Below are 23,932 nucleotides of genomic sequence, written 5' to 3'. Positions count from 1 at the left end.
AAACCACCTCACAACCGGACAGCCTCGCAACGCCAACAGCCCACGGGCAACCGTTCCCATGCCCCGACCCGGCCCCCACCGCCAGGCCACTCCGCGCTCCGGTACGACACACCGCCAGCCAGTCACACCCGAGCAACCGGCCGACGCGCGCTCCCACGCGCGGCCTCGCGGCCCGGACGGACTCACGGCCCGGACGGACTCACGGCCCGGACGGACTCACGGCCCGGACGGACTCACGGCCCGGACGGACTCACCGCCCGGACGGACTCACGGCCCGGACGGACTCACCGCCCGGACGGACTCACCGCCCGGACGGACTCACCGCCCGGACGGACTCACGGCCCGGACGGACTCACGGCCCGGACGGACTCACGGTTTCGAGCGGATCAGCGGCTCGGTCGCCATCACGGTCCGAGCGGACCAGCGGCCCGAGCATGCTCGCGGGTTCGAGCGGACTCGCAGCCCAAGTGAACCAGCGTCTCGATCGCGATCACCGTCCGAGCGGACCGGCGACCCCAGCAGACTCCCAGGCCGAGCGCGCTCACAACCCGACCGAACAGCGCCGCACCCCAGTGGCCCGCGCACTTACAACCCGAGCGGACCAGCGGCCCGAGCTTACTCACGGTTCGAGCGGCCTGGCGGCCCCAGTGGACTCACAGCCTGAACAGACTCACAGCCCAGCCGAACTGGCGGCCCAAGCAGACTCACAGCCCGAGGCAGGGTTGCGACCCGGGCGGACCAGCAGCCCGTGCGGACCGGCAACCCGGGCGGACCGTGCGGACCGTGCGGACCGGCAGCCTGGGCGGACTGGCGGGCCAGCCGAGCTGGCGGCCTGGGCGGACTCGCGAGCCGAGCGAACTCACAGCTCAGGCGAACTGGCAGGCCGGCCGCACCCCCGAGTCGGGCGGTCAGCGTAAGGCGGCGGTGTCGTTCGGGACGTACAGGCGGGTGCCCGGGCGAATGGGGGAGTCGGACAGGCCGTTCAGGCGCTTGATCTCCTCCACCACAGGACCGGGATCGTCCCCCTGAGAGAGCGCCTCCCCGATGGCCCAGAGCGTGTCGCCCTCGCGCACCTCCACCCACGGCAACCCGGCATGGCTGGTAACGACGACCTGCACCGCCGCCTGCCCCACCGCACGCGTACCGAGCCAGAACCCGCCGAGCGACAGCAACGCCACGACGACCACCAGCACGACCCGCCCGCGCCGGGTCAGCCGCAACGGCGGAGCGGACCGCCGACGCACGCGCGCCAACGCCCGCCGCGCGCGCCACCTCGCCACCCGACGGCCCCACCGCCGGGATCCCCAGCGCATGCCGCCTGTACCACGCCGAGATCGGCCGGCCCGGACGACACCTCCCCGCGCAGCCCGATCACCCCCACCAGCACCCCGAACACCCTTCCCTACCCCCGGGACACCCCCACTCCGAACACCACGAACGCCTCCCCCAGCACCCTGGGCGCCACGCCGGGCACCCCGAACGTCCCTGCCAGCTCCTTGGACACCGCTCCGGAGCCCCCGCACGTCTCCGCCAGCACCTTGGACCCCACCCAAGGGCCCCCGAGCGTCCCCATCAGCACCGTGGACCCCATCCTGGGGACCGCGAACGCCTTCCCCCGCACTTCGGGCACCACTCAGCGAGCTGCGAACACCTTGCCCGGCACCCTGGGCGGCACGACGACCGCCGCGAGCGCCCTTTCCAGCACTTCGGCCACCACCCTCGGGACCGAAGTCCTTTCCCCCAGCGCTCCGGGCACCGCCCCTGGGGCCAAGGATCTTTCCGACGGCCTTCCGGACGCCACCCCTGGAGCCAAGGGCCTTTCTCACGGCTCTCCGGGCGGGACCCCGGGGACTGCGCGCGCCTTCCCCAGTGCTCCGGGCCAGGCCCCGGGCACCGCGAACGCCTTCCCCGGAGCCCCGGACACCACCCCCGAGACCTAGAAGCTCTCCCCCAGCACCCTCGACGTCTCTCTCCGCGATCTGCGCGGTGCGCCGATTTCCGCGTGCGTCTCCCGCGGCGGGCTGGACGCCACCTCGAGGGCCGACGGCGCCTCCTGCTTCTCTCGTCCCGGTGCCTCCTGGCCCGCGCGCCCGCGACCGCGCGTCGCCCGCAGGGGCGCGTGCACCCCGATCGTTCACCCTCGTCCCCCGCCCAGCGTCGGCGCCCCCGCCCGAGCGCCGTTGGTCTCTGTCTGCGCCGGATCTCCGGCCGGCCACCGTTTCGTCGCCCTCGTCCGCACGGGCTCCTCCCCTGCCCGGCGGTACGGTGGCGTCCGCGTCGGAACCCGCACGCGGCGGCGGCACCAATCGCAAATGGGGCCTTCCACCATGAGTCGTGCGGGGCCCCAACCTCTTCCCCGAATTCCCGCGGGAACCGGCCTCAGTCCGCGTATTGTCTCCCCGTCGATCGTTACCCTGCGTGGCGTCGGCGATGAGTGTGAGTCGTTTGGCGTCTTGGCTGGTCGTGTCGGTATTTGTGGGCGTTCGCATGGTTGACCTCCTGCCGTGCGGCCCGAGGAAAAGGCCAAATAAAGATCAGCAAATCGAACACGGTGTCGATCGAACTCCCGTACGATGTTGTACACCACGCTGGCGACAATTTCGAGGAAGACTCGAACAATTGTTTGAAGATGATCTTCAACAGCGATACGGTCGCTGTGTGCGACATTGGGACCACAGACCGGGAGGTGCGCCGGTGAGGCGGGCCGCCAGGCGAGGAGGAAGAGCATGAGCGAGCAGGAAGGCGCAAACGGGGTCAGCGACCTCGCGGTGCGCCGGCGCGACTCTCTGGGCCTGACGCCCAGGCAGCGCAAGATCCTTGAAGTCATCCGCGACTCGGTGCAGCAGCGCGGTTATCCGCCCTCCATGCGCGAGATCGGCGAGGCGGTCCAGCTGACCAGCACGTCGAGCGTGTCGCACCAGTTGACGGCGCTTCAGCGCAAGGGTTACCTGCGTCGCGACCCGCACCGGCCGCGCGCGCTCGAAGTGCGCCTCCCGGGCGAGCCCGTGCTGTGGGTGGACCCTGACGCGACCGACGAAGAGCCCACGATCAACCGCCCCACGGCCGCCTATGTCCCGCTCGTCGGCCGCATCGCCGCCGGTGGTCCGATCCTGGCCGAGGAGAGCGTGGAAGACGTCTTCGCGCTGCCCAAGCAGCTCGTCGGCGAGGGCACCCTGTTCCTCCTGCAGGTCGCCGGCGACTCGATGATCGAGGCCGCCATCGCCGACGGCGACTGGGTGGTCGTCCGCCAGCAGCCGGTGGCGGAGAGCGGCGACATCGTGGCCGCCATGATCGAGGGCGAGGCCACCGTCAAGACCTTCAAGCGCAAGGACGGCCATGTCTGGCTCGTCCCCCACAACCCCAACTACGAGCCCATCCCCGGCGACGAGGCCAGCGTCCTGGGCAAGGTCGTGGCGGTCCTGCGCCGGCTCTAGCGGCGGTCAGGGCCCGAAAGGGTCTCGGGCGCGCGTCCTACCGCTCGCGCCGCGTTCCGGCGCGCGCCGAAACACACCTGTTCATCGGGTACGTACGGCTCCACCCCCGCCTCGCCCTCGGGCCGAAGCCCCGTCACCGGCCATCCGGACCCGGCGAGGGAGGCCATGCCCCTGAGGACTGAGCCGTCCGGGGGTCGCCATTCAGTCCCATGTTGTCGGTCGCGGCGCCCAAGGCCACCCAACACCGGCATCGCACCGTGTCGCCACCCCGCCATCGGACGTTGGCGCCGAACTCAGTCTCGGCATCGGTCCATGCCGCGGAACTCGGTCTCAGCATCGCACCGTCTCGCCACCCGGTCATCGGGCACTGGCGCGGAACTCGGTCTCGTCGTCGCACCGTTTCGCCGCCACCCCATCCTTCGCCACACCCGTAGTGCCCGGACGTCGCCGCACCGGCCCGCTCACTCCAGCACGAAGCTGGCGCTGCCCTTGAAGGCGCTCGACCCGTCGTTCTGCTCGACCCTCGAGTCGCAGCCCGCGTGCGGCACCGACTGAAGCTCGGCGCGGGTCCTGCGGCTTCTAACGGGCCGCGTACAGCTCGTGCGCGGCCATGATCGCCTGGTCGGCGAAGGCGAGCACGTCGCGCCGCCGTTCGAACGGTGAGCCGTACAGGGACTTGCGGGGGGTGCCGAAGTGCTCGCTCAGCCCGCTGACCGCGCCCGAGAGCGTCGGCAGCGCGGTCTCGTCCTCCTCGCGCAGGCGTAGCGCCTCGTTCACCACCCGGTGCCAGCGCTCGGGGAACACCGCCAACGCGTACTGCCCGGCCCCCGACTTGGAGGTGATCTCGCCGGTCGCCAGCGTGTAGTGGAGCCGGGCGACGCCCGTGACGACCCAGACCGTGTTGTAGCCGCCGAGACAGGCCAGCCCCCAGGGCGAGGCCAGGTGGGAGGCCCTGGCCACCAGGCGGCGCCAGTACCGGTCGAGGTTGCCGTCGGTCCAGGCCGCGAGGGCTGCTGGATCGTGCCAGATATCGAGCTCGTCCGGCTTGGGGCCGCGGCAGGTCAGGCCGTTCTGGGCCAGCGTGTGCCAGGTGACCGGATTGAGAGCGCCCCGCGGGTTGATCTTCCCCGCGTGTGCCCGGGGACGCGTCCCCAGCTCAGCGGGGTCCCGGCCGAGGTCGTCCCACGTGAGGTAGCAGCCCTCGAACGGGTACGCGCCCAACCGGGCGTGAATGCGCTCCACCACCCCGAACGGCGCCTCCGAGGCCGTCACCGCGACGAAGTCCACGTCGCTCGCGCCGGGCCGGTAGTCGCCCAGCGCCGCCGAGCCCTCCAGATAGAGACCCTCCACGAGCCCGGGAGCCTCCGCGTCGGCCACCGACAGGTAGGTCTCGACAATGGCATCGACCTTGGGGTTAGACATCATCGCCGTCCAGCCTCCCATAAGCGGCCTCGCCACCTCATCACAATCAATAATCCTAGAATTGCCGCGTGAATGAGGCATATACCCCTGAAGACCTCAAGACATCCCACGATGGCATCAAGTGGTCAGAAGTCCCGCCGGGCGTCATCCCCGCCTGGGTCGCCGACATGGACCTGTCCACCGCTCCCGAGGTGATCGAGGCACTGCGGCGGCGGGCCGCCGGCGACCTGGGCTACCCGACCTGGCTCGAACAGCCCTCAGCCGGGCCGCTGGCCGAGGCGTTCGCCGAACGCATGACGAACCGGTACGGCTGGCAGGCCGACCCCTCGCTCGTACGCTCGTTCAACGACCTCAACCAGGCGCTCCAGGTCCTCCTCCAAGTCTGGACCCGGCCAGGCGACGGGGTCGCGTTGCACACCCCGGCCTACCATCCGTTCCTGGAGACGCTGAAGGTCATGGAACGGCCCCTCCATCCGATCCAGCTGGAGCCCGACGGGGACGCGTGGCGCTTCGAGGTGCCCGACCTGTCGGGCTGCCGGGTGCTCCTGCTCGTCAATCCGCACAACCCGACCGGCCGCTCGTTCACCCGCGAGGAGCTGACGAAGCTGGCCGAGCACGTCGAACGCCACGACCTGCTGGTCATCGCGGACGAGATCCACGCGGACCTCACGTTCGAGCCGCACCAGCACATCCCGTTCGCCACGATCCTCCCCGAACGCACCGTCACGCTCACGTCCGCCACGAAGGCGTTCAACCTGGGCGGCATCCGCTGCTCGGCGGCCCATCTGGGACACGCGGGCGTCCGCAAGGCCCTGGAGGCGCAGCCGCCCTTCGTGTACGGCTCGGCGAACCTCTTCGGCGTGGAGGCCACGGTGGCGGCGTGGCGGCACGGGGACGCCTGGCTGGAGTCGACCCGCGCCCTGCTGGACCGCAACCGCCGCATCATCGCCTCCCGGCTGCCGGCGTCGGTCGGCTATCGGGTTCCGCAGGCCACGTACCTGGCGTGGCTGAACGTGGGGCGGCCGGGGATGGCGGAGGTGTACGAGCGGGAGGCCAGGGTGCGGCTGGTCGACGGCGCGGTCTTCGGGCCTGGCGGTGAGCATTACGTCCGGCTGAACTTCGCCACGACGGAGGCGATCCTGGCCGAGATCCTCGACCGGCTGATCCAGATGCCCTGACCGGGGTTTTCCCAGGGGTGTGGCGGGACGACCCTACGACGCTCCCGCCACGCCGCCCGGCTGGGTGGTGATGGACCCGCACACCGGGCAACGGGGTGCCCAGGCAGCCGCCCGTCCCACTGGGCGCGCGAATGGCGCGGCGGATGGGGTGGCGCGGCACGCATCGCGTGGAGGAAGGGAACGGCGGGCTGCGCGGAGCGATGGCATGGGCGGCCCAGCAGTACGGCGTGCCGGCGTCAAAGGCGCGCGGCTCGATGTGGCGACTCGGTGTGGCGACGTTGCGCGGCGGCGTGGTGGTGTGGCGTGGTGGTGTGGCGTGGCGGCGCGGCGTTAGTGCGGAGGTCGGCAGGGGTGCGGCCCGGTACCGGAGGTGGGTGGAGCGGAGGGAACGCTCGGGGCGCGGCACGTCGGTATGGACATGAGGCGTAGGGGGGTGGGCCTCGACGGCGAGGCTGGTGGCCAGGTGCCGGTCGAAGTGGCGAATGGGGGTGAGTGGGCAGGGGCCCCGACGGCGAGGCCGGCGGCCGGGTGCCGGTCGGGGCGGTGGGTGAGGCGGTGAGTGGGGGTTACCGCGGCGAGGTTACTGCAGCGGCGGGAGGTCCGGCGGCGTGGCGGGTGGGTGTTCTTCGAGGGCGGCCAGCGCCAGCTCGATCGCCTTCTCGAGCTGCGGGTCCCGCCCCGCCACCCGATCCTGCGGCGTGATCACCACCTCGATGTCCGGCTCCACCCCGTAGTTCTCCACGCCCCAGCCGTGCCCTTCGAGCCAGAACGAGTACCGGGGCTGCGTGACCCGCGTCCCGTCGACCAGCGAGTACCGGGAGTCGATGCCGATCACCCCGCCCCACGTCCGCGTCCCCACCAGCGGGCCGATGCCGCGGATCTTGATCCCGGCGCTGACGATGTCCCCGTCCGAGCCCGCGAACTCGTCGGTGATCGTCACGATCGGCCCCCGGGGCGAGTCCTCCGGGTAGCGCATCGGCTCATAGCCGCGTGCCCGCGCCCACCCCGTGACCTTGCGGGACAGCTTCTCCAGCACGAGCTCCGACAGGTGCCCGCCGCCGTTCTCGCGCACGTCCACGACCAGCCCGTCGAAGGCCATCTCGGTACGCAGGTCGCGGTGGAACTGCGCCCACCCCGTCGCCACCATGTCGGGCACGTGCAGGTATCCGAGCCTGCCGCCGGAGGCCTCCCGGACGCGGGCACGGCGGCTCTCCACCCAGTCGTGGTAACGCAGCCGGGTGTCCTCCGCGATCGGGCTGACCACGACGCGGCGGGTGTCGCCACCGGCGGCCGGCCGTACGGTCAGCTCAGTGGGCTGGCCGGCGGTGCCCGCCAGGAGGGCCAGCGGACCGCGTACCGGATCCACGGGACGACCCCCCACCGCGACGATCGCGTCGCCGGGACGGACGGCCACCCCGGGCGCGAGCAGCGGGGAGCGCGCGTCGTGGTCGGAGGACTCGCCGGGCAGGATGCGTACGACCCGCCACACGCCGTCGTCGTCCCTGGCGAGGTCCGCGCCCAGGAGCCCCTGGCGGCGGCGCGGGTCGGCGCCGGCGTCATTGGCGCTCGCGTACGCGTGGGAGGTGCCCAGCTCGCCCTGCGTCTCCCAGAGCAGGTCGATCAGCTCGGAGTGGGCGCCGATGCGCCCCACGAGGGGCTCGTAACGGTCGAGCACGCCCTGCCAGTCGACGCCGTTCATGTCCTCGCGCCAGAAGTGGTCGCGCATGAGGCGGCCGGCCTCACGGAAGCCCTGCCGCCACTCGGCGATCGGGTCGATCTCCACGGCGATCCGGTCGAGGTCGATGGAGACGACCTCGTCGCCCTCGGTGGCGGCGCGGGTCTGCAGGCCGTTCTTGCCGTTGGTGACGAGCCTGCCGCCGTCGCCGCTGACCTCGAACGCACGCACCTCCTTGCCCAGCTCGGCCTTGGCGCGCTTCTTGAGGTCGTAGCGTTCGAGCACGATCTCGGTGACCGGCTCGGTGCCGTCGCCGAGCTGCCCCGCGAGGGGGTGGCGCAGCCAGAGCAGGGCGTCCTTGGCGGTGCGCAGGTTGCCGTAGCGGCCCGCGGGCACCGGCACCGGCACCACGCGCGAGGGGAGCCCTTCGGGATCGACCTCGGTACGCGGCGCGGAGTCGTCCTTCTTGTCGTCCTTGGCGGGCTTGTCGTCCTCGCCGTTGAACCCGCGTCCCTGCAGGGAGGGGTCGAACGGCGACGGCGTGGTGGCCTGCAGGGGCACGATGTACGGCTTGCACCCGCCATGGAAGGACATGTCGAAGACGTGCGCGTCGTACACCGGGTCGAAGGTCCGCACCGACAGGAACGCCAGGTGCTTCCCGTCCTTGGTGAACATCGGGTCGAAGTCGGAGAACCGCACCGACGTCACGTCGATCACCGACGTCCCGTCGACCCGCCCCATCTTGATCTGCGACAGCGGCTCGTGGTGCGGGTGCACCCAGGCCAGCCACCCCGAGTCGGGCGAGAACGTGAGCCCGCTGACGTCTCCCTGCGTGGTCCGGTCGAGCTGCCGGATATTTCCGGACTCGACGTCGACGACCAGCAGCCGCCCGTCATGCGTGGCGACCGCCACGTGCTTGCCGTCGGGCGAGACCGTCAGTTCGAGCACCCGCCCGAGCTCCCCGGTGGCCAGCGTCCTGACCTCGCCGCCCGGCGTGCCGATCTCCAGCCCGTCCTCGCCGCCGGCGTCCGACACCCAGACGGCCCGGCCGTCCGTGTCGAGCACCCGCGGCAGCCGTACGCGGACGCCCGGCTGCGCCCGCAGCACGCCGGCGGGCCCGTCGCGGTGGGTCACCCAGTGGGCGGTGCCGCGGATCTCCACGGCGCTGGCCCGCCCGCTCGCGTCCGGCGAGAACGCGCCGACCCGCAGCGGCGCGGGGCGCTTGGCCCGCCCCGGCCGCGGCCCGCCCAGCGTCACGTCCAGCCGGTACGGCTCCGCGTCCAGACTCTCCAGCAGCCACAGGTCCCCGGCGTGGCTGTAGATGACCCGCTCCCCGTCGCCGGCGGCGTGGCGGGCGTAGAACTCCTGGTGATCGCTGTGCCGGCGCAGGTCGGACCCGTCGGGCAGGGCGGAGTAGAGGTTGCCGACGCCGTCGACGTCGGACAGGAAGACGAGCCGGTCCCCCACCCAGTTGACCGCCCAGTACTGCGCGGTGCTGTCGGCGAACAGGCGGGCGAACTCCCCGTCGCCCTCCGCGTCGACCCAGATCTTGCCGGCCGTGCCGCCCCGGTACCGCTTCCACTGTGACGGCTCGCGCCACATCGGCGACACGGTGGCCACCCGCGCGCCGCTGACGGCCACGTCGCTGACCCACCCGGACGGCAGGCGCGTGGCGGGGCCGCCGTCGAGCGGCACCGCGTACGCCCAGGTCCGGCCCCGCTCGCTCTGCCCGGCCGCGGTGATCGCCAGCACGTGGCCCTCGCCCGTCCAGCCGCGTACGCCGGTCGTGGCGCTACCCCAGTAGGTCAGCCGCTCGCCCTCGGGGCCGTCGATCCCGGCCGCGAACACCTCCGGCGCGCCCTCCTTGCCGCCCGTCCACGCGATGCGCGTGCCGTCGGGCGAGAATCTCGGGTGCGACACCGGGACGCGGTCGGCGGTGAACCGCCAGGCCCTGCCTCCGGACAGGGGAGCCAGCCAGACATCGTCGTCTGCGACGAAGGTGACCATGTCACCGTGGATATGCGGGTATCTGAGGTATGCGCCATTTGTCACATGTGCACATTAATGCCAGATGCCAAGGTCAGCCCAAGAATTCTCCCCCGAACGGGCCCACCACGTCCCGCGAACTGTCAAGTAGGGGATGTGCCCGAAATGCCGGGAAGAGGGTTGACTATGAAGTTTTGCGCCCGTCCACACCAGCTCCCGTCCCGCCTGGCGGCCGCGGCCGTCATCCTCAACTCCGGGCTCAGCAAGGTCCACGCCGACGAGCAGACCGCGGCGGGCCTGCACGGCATGGCCGCGAACACGTACCCGTTCCTGCGCGACATGGACCCGGTGGCCTTCACCAGGCTGCTCTCCAGAAGCGAGATCGCGATCGGGACCGCGCTGCTCGTGCCGATCGTGCCGTCGCTGGTGGCGGGGGCCGCTCTGACCGGGTTCGCGGCGGGGCTGGTCGGCCTGTATCTCAGGACGCCGGGGATGCGGCAGGAGGGCAGCCTGCGCCCGTCCGAGCAGGGCATCGGGCTGGTCAAGGACATCTGGCTGCTCGGCATCGGCATAGGGCTGGTGCTCGAGGAGCTCCAGTCCACCGACTAAGACCGACAAACCCGGGTACGCGGCACCATATGGTACAAATCGGCTACACCTTGATGTCCGAGCAGACCCCCGCGCGGGAGCTGGTCGATCACGCCGCGGTAGCCGAGCGGATCGGCTTCGACTACGCGGTCATCTCCGATCACTACTTCCCGTGGATCGAGGAGATGGGGCACTCGCCGTACTGCTGGTCGGTGCTCGGCGCGGCGGCCCAGGTCACCCGGCGACTGCCGCTCATGACGTACGTGACCTGCCCCATCATGCGCTACCACCCGGCCGTGGTGGCCCAGAAGGCGGCGACCATGGGTGTGCTGACCGAAGGCAGGTTCACGCTGGGCCTCGGGGCGGGCGAGAACCTGAACGAGCACGTCATCGGCGAGGGCTGGCCGCCCGTGGACACCCGGCACCGGATGTTCGCCGAGGCGATCCGGATCATCAAGCTGCTGTTCGGCGGCGACTACGTCACGTACCAGGGCGAGTTCTACGACGTCGACTCGGCCAAGCTCTACGACCTGCCGGAGCGGCCGGTCCCGCTCGCCATCGCCGCCTCGGGCGGCCAGTCCGCGGAGATCGCCGCCGAGTACGGCGACATGCTGGTGGTCAACGAACCGCTGCCGGACGTGGTCAGGCAGTTCAACGCCGCGGGCGGGCACGGCAGGCCCGTGTACGGGCAGCTGCCCATCGCCTACGACACCGATCCCGAGGCCGCCAGGGATCGGGCACACCGACTGTGGCGCTGGGCGGCCGCCGGCGGCTGGAAGGTCATGGCCGAGCTGCCCGCTCCGGTGAACTTCGCCGCCGCGACCGGCACCGTACGCCCCGAAGACGTGGCCCAGAGCGTGCCGTGCGGCAACGACGTGGACGCGGTCGTGCAGGGCGTCAGGCAGTTCGCCGACGCCGGGTACACCCACGTCGCGCTCGTCCAGATCGGGCACGACCAGCAGCAGCCCTTCTTCGACTGGGCGGAGAAGGAGCTGCTGCCGGCCCTGCGCGAGCTATGAGTTACGGGACGATGTTGACCAGCTTGGGCGCCCGGACGATCACCTTGCGGGGCGAGTTCGTCAGGTAGGGGGCGACCTTCTCCGAGGCCAGCGCCAGCTGCCGCAGCTCGTCCTCGGTGATGTCCGGCGAGACCTCCAGCCGGTCGCGCACCTTGCCCGCCACCTGCACCACGCAGGTGACCGACTCCTGCACCAGCAGCGCGGGCTCGGCCACCGGCCACCCGGCGAAGGCGACGGCGCCGGTGCGGCCCAGCCGCTCCCAGCCCTCCTCGGAGGTGTACGGGGCCACCAGCGACAGCATGATCGCCAGCGTCTCCGCGGCCTCGCGCACCGCGGGGTCGCCCGCGCCGGGGCCGGAGTCGATGGCCTTGCGCGTGGCCGAGGTCAGCTCCATCATGCGCGCCACCGCGACGTTGAAGCGGTAGGACTCGACCAGCTTGGTGACCTCGTCGATCGTGCGGTGGGTGACCTTGCGCAGCTCCACGTCGCCGCCCTCGAACGCCACGCCGGGCGCGCTGTCCACCTCGGACATGACGCGCAGCGCGCGGGCCAGGAACTTGAGCGACGCGGCCGGCGAGAGGTCGGCCCAGTCGATGTCGTCCTCGGGCGGCCCGGCGAAGACCATGGTCAGGCGCACGGCGTCGACGCCGAAGTCGTCGATCTGCTGGCCCAGGTCCACGCCGTTGCCCAGGGACTTGGACATGGCCTTGCCGCCGTTGATCACCTGGCCCTGGTTCAGCATGCGCCGGAACGGCTCGGTGAAGTCGACCATGCCCATGTCGTGCAGGACCTTGGTGAAGAACCGCGAGTAGAGCAGGTGCAGCACCGCGTGCTCGATGCCGCCGACGTACTGGTCGATCGGGCCCCACTTGCGCACCCGCTCGACGTCGAACGGGCCGTCGGTGTAGCCGGGCGAGCAGTAACGCAGGTAATACCACGACGAGTCGACGAACGTGTCCATCGTGTCGGTGTCGCGCTTGGCCGCGCCGCCGCACTTGGGGCACTCGACGTTGACCCACTCGGTGGCGCTGGCCAGCGGGGAGACGCCCTTGGGGGCCAGTGCCTCGCCGCGCATGTCGGGCAGCGTGACCGGCAGCTGCTCGTCGGGGACGGGCACCTCGCCGCAGTCGCCGCAGTGGATGATCGGGATCGGCGTGCCCCAGAACCGCTGGCGGGACAGCAGCCAGTCGCGCAGCCGGTAGTTGACCGCGCCCGTGCCCCTGCCCTCGCGCTCCAGGATCTCGATGATCTTGGAGATGGCCTCGACCTTGGTCAGGCCGTCGAGCGGCCCGGAGTTGACCAGCGTGCCCTCGCCCGGCGTGGCCTCGCCGGTCTCGCCCGGGTCGGCCAGGCCGGTGTGCACGACGACCTTCACCGGCAGCTCGAACTTCACCGCGAAGTCCAGGTCGCGCTGGTCGTGGGCGGGCACGGCCATGATGGCGCCGTGGCCGTAGTCGGACAGCACGTAGTCGGCCGCCCAGACCGGGATGCGCTCGCCGTTGACCGGGTTGACCGCGTAGCGGCCCAGGAAGACGCCGGTCTTCTCCTTGTCGGTGGACAGCCGCTCGATGTCGCTCAGCTTGGCGACCTCGCGGCGGTAGGCCTCGAACTCGGCGCGGTGCTCGTCGGTGACGATCTCGTCGGCCAGCTTGGCGTCCACGGCGACCACGAAGAAGGTGGCGCCGAACAGCGTGTCGGGCCGCGTGGTGTAGACGTGGACCGGCTCCTCGCGGCCCTCGATCTCGAACAGCACGTCGGCGCCCTCGGAGCGGCCGATCCAGTTGCGCTGCATGGTCAGCAGCCGCTCGGACCAGCCCTCCTGCAGCTGGTCCATGTCGTCCAGCAGGCGCTGCGCGTAGTCAGTGATCTTGAAGTACCACTGCGTCAGCTCGCGGCGGACGACGTCGGCGCCGCAGCGCTCGCACTTGCCGGCCACGACCTGCTCGTTGGCCAGCACGGTCTGGTCGTTGGGGCACCAGTTGACCAGGCCGCCCTTGCGGTAGGCCAGGCCGCGCTCGAAGAACCGGTTGAACAGCCACTGGTTCCAGCGGTAGTAGTCGGGGTCGCTGGTGTGCAGACGGCGCGACCAGTCGAAGGACAGCGCGTAGCGCTTGAACGAGGTGACCTGCGTCTCGATGTTGGCGTAGGTCCACTCGGCCGGGTGGGCGTTCCGCTTGATCGCGGCGTTCTCCGCCGGCAGGCCGAAGGAGTCCCACCCGATCGGGTGCATGACGTTGTAACCCTGCTGGTACCAGTAACGAGCGACCACGTCGCCCAGCCCGAAGGCCTCGGCGTGCCCCATGTGCAGGTCGCCGGACGGGTAGGGGAACATGTCGAGCATGTAGCGGCGCTCGCGCGGGTCAGCCGGGTCTTCGCTCGCCCGGTAGGGTTCCTGCTCCTCCCACCGCTGCTGCCACTTGGCCTGCAGCGCCTGCGGATCGTACTCACTCACGGCTACTGTCCTTCTGGCTTGATTCGGACCCCATAAGAAAACCCCCCGTGCACACAACGAGGGGTAGCCGCGACGGCGAGAATCTTCAGGGCCGTCGCGGCCCGCTAAGAAGCAGGGTCGCGGAACGCATGTGTCAAGCCTAGCGCACGTCTTCGGCTGAATGCAGATACTCGATCGAGGTCCGCAGGCACAATGGACCCTTCAGGTCCAGCGAGACCTGATGGTGATGTATCCGTTGTGACCTCATTCGTCCCCTATGAATACCCTTGTCACCGTGGTGTACCCAGTTGAGCCCGAGCGACCGGAGGCAGGCCTGCCCATGCAGGACCCGCCGACGGATCCGCACGGCTTCGCTCGTTTCGCTGCGGAACCACCTGTATCTCCTGGAAAATCCCATGAGATCATGCCTGGTACGTCAAATCCGGATATAACGGGCTATCCGGACAGATACTCGGGAGGGCCGGCAGCAATGGCAACGGAGAATTCCGGACCACACCTGCCACCGTCCTGGCCAGACGCACCGCGCCGCGACGCGCCCGGCTCCCCCGCAACGGAGGTCCCCATGTCCTGGCCCGAGGCCCCGAGGTCCGCTCAGCAGGACCCGGCGTGGCCCGAGCCGCCGCGCACGGACGACTCCTGGCCGGAGCCACCCCGCAGGTCCCGCCCCGAGCCCGCCCGTTCCGAGGCCGGGGGCCCGCAGTCGTGGCCGGACCTGCCGCCCCAGGGCGCCACCGGACCCTCCTGGCCGGCCCCGCCGGCCCGCGACGCCACCGGCCCCTCCTGGCCCGAGCCCTCCCCGCAGGGCGCCTCCGGCCCTTCCTCCTGGCCGGACGTGCCGCCCTCGAGCGCGGCGGGCCCGTCCTCCTGGCCCGACTCGTCGCCGCAGAACGCCGGACCGTCCTCCTGGCCGGAGGCGTCCCCGCAGAGCGCGCCGACCGCCTGGCCCGACTCTCCTCCGCAGAACGGCCCCTCCTCGTGGCCGGACTCCCCGCCGCAGAACGGGCCGTCCTCCTGGTCCGACGCCCCGCCGCAGAACGGCCCGTCCTCGTGGCCGGATGCCGCACCGCAGGGCGGGCGGTCCTCCCGGCCCGACCTTCCGCTCCCCGGCGGACCGTCGCCGCTCCCGGGCGGGCCGTCCTCGCTCCCCGGCGGGCCGTCCTCATGGCCGGACGGGCCTCAGCAGGGCGCCGCCGGGCCGGCCTCCTGGTCCGAGGCCCCGGCACGGGGCGGCTCGGAGTTCCCCCCGCGAGGCGGGGAGCGCCCGGTGCCGGACCCGATCCCGGCATGGGAGCAGCCGCCGGACCCGATCCCGGCGTGGGAACAGCCGCCGCCCCAGCCCGCCGGCTCCTGGTCGAACCTCTCCTCCCCCGCCCCCTGGCCCCCCGCCGATCGGGACAACGCCGGCTCCCCGGAGCAGGCGACGGCCATGTACCAGGTCGACGACCTTCCGCAGGGCGCGCACGCGCCGCCCCGGCAGGCACACCCTTCCGAAGAGCGGACGATGACGTACGCCCAGCACACGGAGAACCTGCTCAACGACCGCGCCACCCCCTCCCCCACCATGGACTCATCGAACATCAGCGCCACGCCCCCCGCCGAGGACACCGGCGCCCCGCGCCCCGGCTCGAACCTGAACCGCGACCCCTCGGACCCCGACCGCCCGTTCGTGACCGCAGGCCAGATCAGCGGCTCCCGCACACCGCCGCCGGAGCGCCAGCAGGAGCTCTGGAACACCGTCTTCGGCGACGACTACCAGGCCATGGGCGACGAGGACTCCCTGGAGGAGGAGAGTCAGGGCAGGCCCATCTGGATCTACGCGCTCGGCGGCTCCGTGGCGATCGCGCTGGTCGCGGCGCTGCTGTGGGCGTTCCTCGCCGGCCCGCTGGCCGGTGACGACCCGGCGGCCTCCAACACCGTGGCCGAGAAGCCGACCGCCTCGCAGAAGCCGAGCTCCACAAGGACCTCGACCACGATCGGCGCGCTGCCGAAGTACCCGGGCAAGACCGCCCCGGTCCTCGGCAGGGTGCCCGACGCCGCCGCCGGGATCTCGCTCCCGCGCCTGGGCGGCACGTGGCGGCTGGACACGCGTACCACCGTCAAGGCCACGTACAACTACGACACCCGCCAGTTCGTCCCGATCACGCAGGACACGAGCGCCCAGCTCATGTCGGGCCCGCTGCCGCAGAAGCTGGCCTCGTACTACGAGAAGGACAACCTGGAGCCGGTCATCAAGCAGGTGGTGCTGGACGCGCGCAAGCGCTTCTTCCCCACCGGCAACAAGGTCCGCAAGATCGCCCAGCAGCCGATCAAGGTGGGCGACAACACGGGACGGCTGATCGCGTACTCGCTGACGTCGGAGAGCGAGAAGGCCACGATCGTGACGATGGCCGTCAACACCGGCGGCAACCTCCCGGCCATCGTCTACATGTCGATCCCGGCGGACAGCAAGCAGCTCCTGCCCGACATCCGCACGGTCATGAACCAGCTGAGGATCGGCGCCCAGGGCTGATCAGAAGTCGCACTCCATGTGCTTGATCCCGTTGATGAACATGGAGTGCAGCCGGTCGGGCCGGCCGCCCTCGATCCGCGGCAGGCGGCGCAGCAGCTCGCGGAACATCACCGTGATCTCCCGCCTGGCCAGGTGCGCGCCCAGGCAGAAGTGGGGACCGGGCCCGCCGAAGCCGACGTGCGGGTTGGGCTGCCGGGTGATGTCGAAGCGGTGCGGGTCGGCGAACACGCTCTCGTCCCTGTTCGCCGACCAGTAGAACAGGACCGCCTTCTCGCCCTTGCGGTAGAGGTGCCCGTTCATCTCGTGGTCCCTGGTGACCTTGCGACGCATGAAGTTCACCGGGGAGGCCAGCCGGACGATCTCCTCCACGGCGCCGGGCGCGTGCCCGTCGATGTCCTCCAGCCAGAGCGCGCGCTGGTCGGGGTTGTTGGTGAGCAGGCGCAGCCCGTACGAGATGGCGTTCCTGGTGGTCTCGTTGCCCGCCACCACCAGCAGGATGAAGAACGACCCCAGCTCCTGCATCGTCAGCCGCTCGCCGTCGATGTTGGCGTTGACCAGGGACGACGTCAGGTCGTCCGTGGGGTTCTCGGCGCGATGGGCGGCGAGGCCCTGGACGAGCTGCTGGAGCTCCATGCCGGCGGTGAGCAGGCGCTCGGCGAGCTGGGTGAGATCGGCGCCGCCGTATTCGGGGTCGAAGCCGCCGAGGATGACGTTCGAGTGCTCGAAGACGAACCGGTAGTCCCGCTCGGGGATGCCCATCATGTCGCAGATGATCTTCAGCGGGAGGCGCGCGGCGACCTCGGTGACGAAGTCGCAGCCCGGCCCCTTCGCCAGCAGGTCGTCCACGATGCCGGCGGCCGCCGCCTCCACGTCCGCCTCGAACTGCTTGATCATCTTGGGCGTGAACGCGCGCGAGACGATCCTGCGCAGCCTGGCGTGGCGCGGGTCGTCCATGTTGATCATCGAGCCGAAGTACTCGGCGAACTCGGCGGGCATGTCGGGGATGTTCGTCGCGCCGCCGTCGCCCGAGCAGAAGACCTCGGGGTTGCGGCTGGCCTCGAGGATGTCGGCGTGCTTGACCAGGGCGTGGTAGCCGGGGCCCCTGGGCGCGAAGTCGATCTCCATCTCCTGGAAGAAGGCGGGGGTCTCCAGCGCGCGCAGCCGCTCGAACGCCTCCTCGCGCTCGCTCATGGGCCTGGCCCAGAAGTCGCGATCCGACAGATCGAAGTCAAGGACGCTCATAAGCCCATCTTTTGTGAAAGCAACCACTTACGTCAATGTGCTCGTGGCCCGGAAAACCAGTGGCTCCCGGTGGCGGGCGGGCTCTAGGGTGGCGCGCATGACGTTCTTCTTCCACCTCCGGTAGCGATCCGCCGGCGGGTCGCGGACGACCCCACCGCCGGCGATGCGGGACGGCTGAGCGAGCGCCGTCCCGGGTCGCGACGTGGGAGAAGGACACGTGCATACCTTTGCCGTGGCCAGGGCGGTGCATGGCATCGAGCCCCTGGTGGCCACGGAGATTCGACGTTCCCGGCTGGGCGTGGTGCACGGGGTGCGCCATCGCGAGGTGTGGTTCGAGGCCGCGCCGGGAGCCGACCTGACGGGCCTGCGGACCGCGGACGACGTGCTGCTGGCCGCCGCCGTGGTGGACGGGATCGGCCACGGCCGCTCCGCGCTGCGCCGGCTGGCCCGCGCGGCCCGCTCCGTGAGCCTGGGAGGGCTGACGGGCAGCGGGGTGGAGGTGTCGGCGTCGTTCGTCGGGCGGCGCAACTACACCCGGTTCGAGATCGAGGACGCGGTCGGGGCCGAGCTGGCGCGGCCGCTGCGGCTGCCGTACCACTCCAGGAGGGACGGCGCGCGACCGCCACGGGACGCGATGGCGTGGCGGGTGACCATCGAGGGCGACCGGGCGCTCATCGCGCTGCGGCTGGCGGACCGGCCGCTGCACCGGCGGGCGTACAAGACGGACTCGATCCGGGGCACGCTGCACCCGCCGGTGGCCGCCGCCATGGCGGCGCTGGCCCGCCTCGGGGGCGCGGGGACGGTGCTCGACCCGTGCTGCGGCGCGGGCACGACGCTCATCGAGGCCCACGCGCTGGCCCCCGGGGCGCGTCTCCTGGGCTTCGACCACGACCCGGCCGCACTCCGCGCCGCGACCGCCAACGCACGGGCCGCAGGCGCAGCAAGCGCCGGGGTCGGGGCGGCGTTCGGGTGGGGGGTGGCGGACGGCGGGCGGATCCCGCTGGCCGACGGGAGCGTGGACCGGGTGCTGGTGAACCCGCCCTGGGGGCGTCAGGTGCCGCCCCGCGGGCTGCTCGCGCGGGACCTCGGCCCGCTCTGGCGGGAGGTCCGGCGGGTACTGGCCTCCGACGGGCTCGCCGTGGCACTGGTGCACGACGGGATCCCGCGCGGGTTCGCGCTGGAGGAGGCGGTCCGGGTCAGCCTCTCGGGGCAGCATCCGGAGATCGCGGTCCTCAGGAAGGAGGCGGGCCGCGTCAGGAGGTGAACCCCCGCGGGCGGACCTGGGTCATCTCGGCCGCGGACGGCGAGCCGAGCCAGTCCAGGATCAGCCGGTTGACCTCGGCCGGGCGCTCCAGGTGAAGGAAGTGCCCGGCGCCCGCCACCAGCTCGGCCCGCGACCCCGGGGGCAGGTGGCTCATCGCGTTCTTGGCCAGCTCGGCGCTCAGGCATCCGTCCTGGGCGCCGTGCAGGAACAGGACGGGGGCGGTGATCCCGCCCTCCAGCGCCGGGTAGCGGCCGGACGGAGGCGTGGTGCCGAGCATGGCCCGGTAGTAGCCGAGGGCCGCGCTCAGGTTGGCGGGCTCGCCGATGCTGCGCCGTACGAACTCCAGGTCCTCGCGCGCGTCGTAGCCGGGCGACCAGTCGCGCCAGAGGTTCTCGAGGAAGCCGGGGCTGGCGGCGGCCGCCTCGCCCACGGCCGTCTGGAAGAGGAAGACGTAGAACGACCGCTTGAGCTGCTCGTACTCCAGGAACCCGGCGCCGAGCGAGCCGGGCGGCGGCACCGCGAGCGTGACGGCGCGCCGGAAACGTCCTGCCAGGTGGTACACGGGGAAGGCGCCCCAGTCGTGCCCGATGACGACCGCGTCCTCGTCGCCCCCGAGCTCCTCGTGCAGCGCGCGGACGTCGGCGACCAGCGCGGCGTCCTCGTACGCGCCGTCGGCGGGCACCTCGGTGGGCGCGTATCCCCGCATGAACGGCGCGACCGCGCGGTAGCCGCGCTGGGCCAACGCGGGCATCAGGTGCCGCCAGGTGTGCGCGGAGTCGGGGAAGCCGTGCAGGCACAGCGCCAGCGGCCCCTCACCCAACGACAGATACGCGAACTCCACCCCGTTGGCGTGGATAGTCCTGATCTCCATGACTGCGAAACCTAGCATTCGGCCCGCCTCAGGAGTACCACTACTCGAAGGGGGCTGCCTCACAGAGGAGAACTCATGCGGCGGGGATGGGTGCTCGCGCTCGCGTCATTGACCATCGTGCTCGTCGTGGTGGACCTGACCGCCGTGACGATCGCGCTGCCCGACATCCGCTCCGGCCTGGGGGCGAGCCTGCCCGAGGTGCAGTGGGTGGTGGACGCGTACGCGCTCACGCTGGCCGCGGTCCTGTTACCCGCCGGGGTCCTGGCCGACCGCTACGGCAGGCGCCGGCTGCTGACGGTCGGGGTCTCGGTCTTCACGCTGGCCTCGCTGGCCTGCGCCCTGGCGCCGACGGCGCCCCTGCTCGACCTGGCCAGGGGCGTGCAGGGCCTGGGCGCGTCGGCGCTGTACGGGACCACGACGCCGTTGATCGCCTCCGTGTACCCCGAGGGGCCGGAGCGGGGCAAGGCGCTCGGGATCTTCAGCGCGGTCTCCGGCCTGGCCATGACGCTGGGCCCGGTCGTGGGCGGGGCGCTGACGGGGGCGTTCGGCTGGCGGGCGATCTTCCTGATCAACCTGCCGATCGGCGCGTTCGTGCTGGTGGCGCTGCGGCAACGGGTGGCGGAGTCGCGCGGCAGGGGCCACCTCGACCCGGCGGGGATCGTGCTGGTCGCGGCGGCGCTGTTCGCGATCATCCCGGCGCTCATCCACGACCTCCCGTGGCTGCTGGTGGCGGGGCTGGTCCTGCTGGCGGCGTTCGTGGTCGTGGAGCGGCGCTCGGCCGAGCCGATGATCGACTTCGGGCTCTTCAGGAACGGGGTGTTCGCGGTCGGCTCGGGGACGACGCTGCTCATGCTGGCGGCGCTGCTGGGCGCGTTCACGTACCTCACCCTGTACGTGCAGGGCGAGCTGCACACCAGCCCCGTCGAGGCGGGCACGCGTTTCCTGGCCTTCAGCGCGGCGGCCGTCATCGGGCCCGTCGCGATCGGCCGGGTGCTGCACCGGTGGCCGATGGGCGTGCTCATCGCCGCCGGTCCGGCGCTGATCGGGGTCGCGCTGCTGGTCATGAGCGTCCCCGCGGCCGACCCGTGGACGCCGATCATGTTCGGGCTGTTCCTCGGCGGCCTGGGCCTGGGCGCCGGGAACGTCGTCGCCAACCAGGTCGGCCTGACCGCGCCGATGGACCGGGTGGGCATGGCCACCGGCGTCGTGAACACGGTCAAGCAGGTCGGCACGGCCGTGGGCGTGGCCGTGCTGGCGGCGCCGTACCGGGCGGGGGTCACCTCGATGTTGCTGGTGGCGGCCGGGCTGGCGCTGGCCGGAGCGCTGCTGCCGGTGGCGCTGCTCCGGCGCGCAGGTCAGAAGGTGTAGCTCATGTGCTTGATGCCGTTGATGAAGTTGGACAGCAGGTGGTCGGGCTCGCCCACGGCCTTGATGTGCGGCACCCGGGTGAACAGCTCGCGGAACATCACGGTCATCTCCCTGCGCGCCAGGTGCGCGCCCAGGCAGTAGTGCGGCCCGGGCCCGCCGAAGCCGACGTGCGGGTTGGGGTCGCGGGTGATGTCGAAGGTGTCGGGGTCGGCGAAGACGGCCTCGTCGCGGTTGGCGGAGTTGTAGAAGAGCAGCACCTTGTCGCCCTTCTTGTACCGCATGCCGTTCATCTCGTGGTCCCGCGTCAGCGTGCGGCGGAACTGGATCACCGGCGTGGCGTAGCGGATGATCTCGTCGCACGCGGTGACGATGTGGCCGTCGAAGTTGTTCAGCAGGATCGCGCGCTGGTGGGGATGCTCGGTGAAGAGCCTGAGGCCGTGCGCGATGGCGTTGCGGGTGGTCTCGCTGCCCGCCACCACGAGCAGGATGAAGAACGACCCGAGCTGCTGCGGGCTGAGCCGCTCCTCGCCGTTGACCAGCAGGCTGACCAGGTCGCCCGTGGGGCGCTTGCGCCGCTCGTCGCCGAGGCGGGCGGCCAGCCGGTTGAGGGAGTAGCCGGCGCGCAGCAGCTTGCCCAGGCCCTTGGCGACGTTGCGGCGGGTGAGGTCGGTGCCGACGCCGGTGTACTCGGGGTCGGCGTTGCCCAGGATGACGTTGGTCTGCTGCAGCACCATGTCATGGAACTCGGCCGGGATCCCCATCATGTCGCAGATGACCCGTACGGGGAGCTTGGCGGCCACCTGCGCGACGAAGTCGCCCGGCCCCTGCTCGATCGCGTCGTCCACGATCTCGGCGGCGGCCCTGGCGAGGTCCTCCTCCATCTTCGCCAGGATGCGCGGCGTGAAGGCCCTGGAGACGATCCGCCGTAACTGCGCGTGCCTCGGGTCGTCCATGTTGATCATGGAGCCGAAGTACACGCTCAGCCAGCGGGGCATGTCGGGGATGCTGTTGGAGCAGGGCTCGCTGCTGAACACGGCCGCGTTCCTGCTGGCCTCGGTCACGTCGGCGTGGCGCACCAGGGCGTAGAAGCCGGGGCCGCCGCCGATGAACGGCAGGATCTGCTCCCGCATGAAGACCGGGCGGTCCATCTGTCTCAGCCTGCGAAAGGCCTCATTGCGCTCGGACTGCGGCAGGCCCCAGAACGGGATCTGCGACAGGTCCAGGTCAGCGGACAGTGTCATATCACACAAGCCTTCTGCAAGTGCCCACTTACGTCAAGGGGCACTTACCGGTGCTTCCCGATCAGATCGGCTGCCTTTTCGCCGATCATGATAGCCGGGGCATGGGTGTGGCCGCGGTTCAACGTCGGCATCACCGACGCGTCGACGACCCTGAGCCCTTCGACCCCGCGTACGCGCAGGGAGGGGTCGACCACGGAGGCGTCGTCCGTCCCCATGCGGCAGGTGCCGACCGGGTGGTAGAGCGTCTCGCCGCGCTCGCGCACCCACCGCGCTAGCTCCTCGTCGCTCTCCGGCGCCCAGTACGGCGCCATCGGCCCGCCCGCCCACGGCTTCATCGCGGCCGTGGCGAAGACCTGCTTGGCCGTCTTCAGCCCCGCGACCAGGCGTTTGACGTCGGCCTCCGCGCTCAGGTAGGCGGGGTCGATGACCACGTCCCGGCCATTGAGCCCGACCCTGCCGCGGCTCTCCGGCTGCAGCAGCACGACGCCGACGGTGAGCCCGTGTCCGGTCGGCGGGGTGAGGCCGTGGTCGACGAACGGCCCGGGCGCGAAGATCAGCTCGATGTCGGGGGCGGGCTCCTCGGCCGAGGTCCTGATGAACGCGACCGCCTCACCCACGTTCGTGGTGAGCATGCCGGAGCGCAGCACGATGTAACGCAGCAGGTTGCTGATCGACTCGGCCTTGGTCAGCGTCACCGGCTGCTTGCACTCGACGTACACGCCGCTCGAAAGGTGGTCCTGGAGGTTCTTGCCGACCTCGGGCAGCTCGTGCACGACGGTGACCCCGGCGTCGCGCAGCTCGTCGGGGGCGCCCACGCCGGAGCGCATCAGCAGGTACGGGGACCCGATCGCGCCCGCGGACAGGATGACCTCACCCTTGGCCCTGACCTGGGCCCCGCCGCCGTGCTCGATGCCGATCGCGCGCCTGCCCTCGAACACCACCCGGTCCACGGTGGCCCCGGTGATCACGTGGAGGTTGGGCCGCCCCTTGGCCGGGCGCAGGTAGGCGTCGGCCGAGCTCCATCTGCGGCCCCGGTTCTGGGTGACGGGGGTGGGGCTGTAGCCCTCGTTGGAGGGGCCGTTCAGCTCCTTGAGCCGGGTGAGACCGAGCTCCTCGCACGCCTTGAGGAAGGCGGCGGTGGTGACGTTGGGGCTGCGCAGCTCGGAGATGTAGAGGGGTCCGGAGGTGCCGTAGACGCCGCCCTCGTTGCTGCCGACGCGGTGCTCGGCCCTGGTGAAGTACGGCAGGACCTCGCCGTACGACCAGCCCGGGACGCCCCACTGGTCGTAGTCGCGCTCGCAGCCGCGTACCCACATCTGGGCGTTGAGCGAGGACGAGCCGCCGATCACGCGGCCCCGGGGCCAGTAGAGCTCGCGGCCCGACATCTCGCCCTGTTTGGCCGTGGTGTAGTTCCAGTCGTAGTCGGTCTTGAACAGCTTGGCGAAGCCCGCGGGCATGCGGATCTCCAGTTTGTCGTCCTGGCCGCCCGCCTCGACCAGCGCGACCGTCACGCCGGGATCGGCCGAGAGCCTGTTGGCCAGCACACACCCGGCGGATCCCGCCCCGACGATCACGTAGTCGTACTCCATGGCTCCTCCAAGTAACTTGTTACTTGCTTACTCCAGGCCGGGCGGCACGTCCATACGCAGTTGTGACCTCCGTTACCTACCGGTCGGTATGGGG

General features: G+C 71.2%; 16 protein-coding genes. 7 read left to right on the top strand and 9 right to left on the bottom strand.

The annotated features are described in order from the left end of the window. Positions 1-908: 908 nt before the first annotated feature. Together AB0L65_RS43700 and AB0L65_RS43695 are read right to left on the bottom strand one after the other, a co-directional pair. Complete coding sequence (locus AB0L65_RS43700; RefSeq protein ID WP_364258710.1) at positions 909-1,220, bottom strand: LysM peptidoglycan-binding domain-containing protein; 312 nt, start codon at positions 1,218-1,220, stop codon at positions 909-911. 182 nt (positions 1,221-1,402) lie between these two features. Then, entirely contained in the window at positions 1,403-1,621 is a 219-nt protein-coding gene (locus tag AB0L65_RS43695; protein WP_364258707.1) for a hypothetical protein, read from the bottom strand. Between the two features lie 1,105 nt (positions 1,622-2,726). Here AB0L65_RS43695 and lexA point away from each other — a divergent pair. Further along, entirely contained in the window at positions 2,727-3,434 is a 708-nt protein-coding gene (lexA, locus tag AB0L65_RS43690; RefSeq protein WP_364258705.1) for a transcriptional repressor LexA, read from the top strand. A 579-nt stretch (positions 3,435-4,013) separates the two neighbouring features. On the opposite strand, the gene AB0L65_RS43685 is transcribed toward lexA, so the two are convergent. Next, the gene (locus AB0L65_RS43685) at positions 4,014-4,859 is read right to left on the bottom strand and encodes an aminoglycoside adenylyltransferase domain-containing protein (protein ID WP_364258702.1); all 846 of its coding nucleotides are present in this window, start codon (positions 4,857-4,859) and stop codon (positions 4,014-4,016) included. A 65-nt stretch (positions 4,860-4,924) separates the two neighbouring features. Here AB0L65_RS43685 and AB0L65_RS43680 point away from each other — a divergent pair, with 65 nt between their 5' ends. Beyond that, the gene (locus tag AB0L65_RS43680) at positions 4,925-6,034 is read left to right on the top strand and encodes an aminotransferase class I/II-fold pyridoxal phosphate-dependent enzyme (RefSeq protein ID WP_364258699.1); all 1,110 of its coding nucleotides are present in this window, start codon (positions 4,925-4,927) and stop codon (positions 6,032-6,034) included. A gap of 580 nt (positions 6,035-6,614) precedes the next feature. On the opposite strand, the gene AB0L65_RS43675 is transcribed toward AB0L65_RS43680, so the two are convergent. Continuing rightward, positions 6,615-9,716: a PDZ domain-containing protein gene (locus tag AB0L65_RS43675; protein ID WP_364258696.1), complete on the bottom strand. Its 3,102-nt coding sequence runs from the start codon at positions 9,714-9,716 to the stop codon at positions 6,615-6,617. Positions 9,717-9,881: 165 nt separating this feature from the next. On the opposite strand from AB0L65_RS43675, the gene AB0L65_RS43670 reads away from it, so the two are divergent. Continuing rightward, positions 9,882-10,304: a hypothetical protein gene (locus AB0L65_RS43670; RefSeq protein ID WP_364258693.1), complete on the top strand. Its 423-nt coding sequence runs from the start codon at positions 9,882-9,884 to the stop codon at positions 10,302-10,304. A gap of 29 nt (positions 10,305-10,333) precedes the next feature. Beyond that, positions 10,334-11,302 (top strand): TIGR03557 family F420-dependent LLM class oxidoreductase, encoded by a 969-nt coding sequence (locus AB0L65_RS43665; protein WP_364258690.1) that lies wholly within the window; start codon positions 10,334-10,336, stop codon positions 11,300-11,302. Position 11,303: 1 nt separating this feature from the next. Here AB0L65_RS43665 and leuS read toward each other — a convergent pair whose 3' ends face one another. Next, entirely contained in the window at positions 11,304-13,754 is a 2,451-nt protein-coding gene (leuS, locus tag AB0L65_RS43660; protein ID WP_364258687.1) for a leucine--tRNA ligase, read from the bottom strand. Positions 13,755-14,316: 562 nt separating this feature from the next. On the opposite strand from leuS, the gene AB0L65_RS43655 reads away from it, so the two are divergent. Then, positions 14,317-16,263, top strand: coding sequence for a hypothetical protein (locus tag AB0L65_RS43655; RefSeq protein WP_364258684.1), 1,947 nt, complete (start codon positions 14,317-14,319; stop codon positions 16,261-16,263). Here AB0L65_RS43655 and AB0L65_RS43650 read toward each other — a convergent pair whose 3' ends face one another. Beyond that, complete coding sequence (locus AB0L65_RS43650) at positions 16,264-17,505, bottom strand: cytochrome P450 (protein WP_364258681.1); 1,242 nt, start codon at positions 17,503-17,505, stop codon at positions 16,264-16,266. It abuts the gene before it with no gap. Between the two features lie 217 nt (positions 17,506-17,722). On the opposite strand from AB0L65_RS43650, the gene AB0L65_RS43645 reads away from it, so the two are divergent. Beyond that, entirely contained in the window at positions 17,723-18,769 is a 1,047-nt protein-coding gene (locus AB0L65_RS43645; protein ID WP_364258678.1) for a methyltransferase domain-containing protein, read from the top strand. On the opposite strand, the gene AB0L65_RS43640 is transcribed toward AB0L65_RS43645, so the two are convergent. Next, positions 18,759-19,640, bottom strand: a complete 882-nt coding sequence (locus AB0L65_RS43640; RefSeq protein WP_363966313.1) for an alpha/beta hydrolase — start codon at positions 19,638-19,640, stop codon at positions 18,759-18,761. The genes AB0L65_RS43645 and AB0L65_RS43640 overlap by 11 nt on opposite strands. A gap of 75 nt (positions 19,641-19,715) precedes the next feature. Between AB0L65_RS43640 and AB0L65_RS43635 the strand changes: the two genes are divergently transcribed. Further along, complete coding sequence (locus tag AB0L65_RS43635; RefSeq protein WP_364258675.1) at positions 19,716-21,008, top strand: MFS transporter; 1,293 nt, start codon at positions 19,716-19,718, stop codon at positions 21,006-21,008. Here the strand turns inward: AB0L65_RS43635 and AB0L65_RS43630 are convergent. After that, positions 20,996-22,249: a cytochrome P450 gene (locus AB0L65_RS43630; RefSeq protein ID WP_364258672.1), complete on the bottom strand. Its 1,254-nt coding sequence runs from the start codon at positions 22,247-22,249 to the stop codon at positions 20,996-20,998. The two genes, AB0L65_RS43635 and AB0L65_RS43630, sit on opposite strands and share 13 nt — an antisense overlap. 44 nt (positions 22,250-22,293) lie before the next feature. Further along, positions 22,294-23,838 carry a GMC family oxidoreductase N-terminal domain-containing protein gene (locus AB0L65_RS43625; protein WP_364258669.1) on the bottom strand — a complete coding sequence of 515 codons (1,545 nt, stop codon included), beginning with the start codon at positions 23,836-23,838 and terminating at the stop codon, positions 22,294-22,296. Positions 23,839-23,932 lie beyond the last annotated feature (94 nt).

It is taken from the genome of Nonomuraea sp. NPDC052116 (genome assembly GCF_040680035.1).
GTDB lineage: Bacteria > Actinomycetota > Actinomycetes > Streptosporangiales > Streptosporangiaceae > Nonomuraea > Nonomuraea angiospora_A.
The sequence above is the reverse complement of the archived record's forward strand: the minus strand, read 5'-3'. Positions and strand labels throughout refer to the sequence as shown.

Bases quoted from the DNA above. Each gene is read 5' to 3' on its own strand.
- lexA (WP_364258705.1), top strand. From the start codon at position 2,727: ATGAGCGAGCAGGAAGGCGCAAACGGGGTCAGCGACCTCGCGGTGCGC.
- AB0L65_RS43685 (WP_364258702.1), bottom strand. From the start codon at position 4,859: ATGATGTCTAACCCCAAGGTCGATGCCATTGTCGAGACCTACCTGTCG.
- AB0L65_RS43675 (WP_364258696.1), bottom strand. From the start codon at position 9,716: ATGGTCACCTTCGTCGCAGACGACGATGTCTGGCTGGCTCCCCTGTCC.
- AB0L65_RS43670 (WP_364258693.1), top strand. From the start codon at position 9,882: ATGAAGTTTTGCGCCCGTCCACACCAGCTCCCGTCCCGCCTGGCGGCC.
- AB0L65_RS43665 (WP_364258690.1), top strand. From the start codon at position 10,334: ATGGTACAAATCGGCTACACCTTGATGTCCGAGCAGACCCCCGCGCGG.
- AB0L65_RS43655 (WP_364258684.1), top strand. From the start codon at position 14,317: ATGTCCTGGCCCGAGGCCCCGAGGTCCGCTCAGCAGGACCCGGCGTGG.
- AB0L65_RS43650 (WP_364258681.1), bottom strand. From the start codon at position 17,505: ATGAGCGTCCTTGACTTCGATCTGTCGGATCGCGACTTCTGGGCCAGG.
- AB0L65_RS43640 (WP_363966313.1), bottom strand. From the start codon at position 19,640: ATGGAGATCAGGACTATCCACGCCAACGGGGTGGAGTTCGCGTATCTG.
- AB0L65_RS43635 (WP_364258675.1), top strand. From the start codon at position 19,716: ATGCGGCGGGGATGGGTGCTCGCGCTCGCGTCATTGACCATCGTGCTC.
- AB0L65_RS43630 (WP_364258672.1), bottom strand. From the start codon at position 22,249: ATGACACTGTCCGCTGACCTGGACCTGTCGCAGATCCCGTTCTGGGGC.
- AB0L65_RS43625 (WP_364258669.1), bottom strand. From the start codon at position 23,838: ATGGAGTACGACTACGTGATCGTCGGGGCGGGATCCGCCGGGTGTGTG.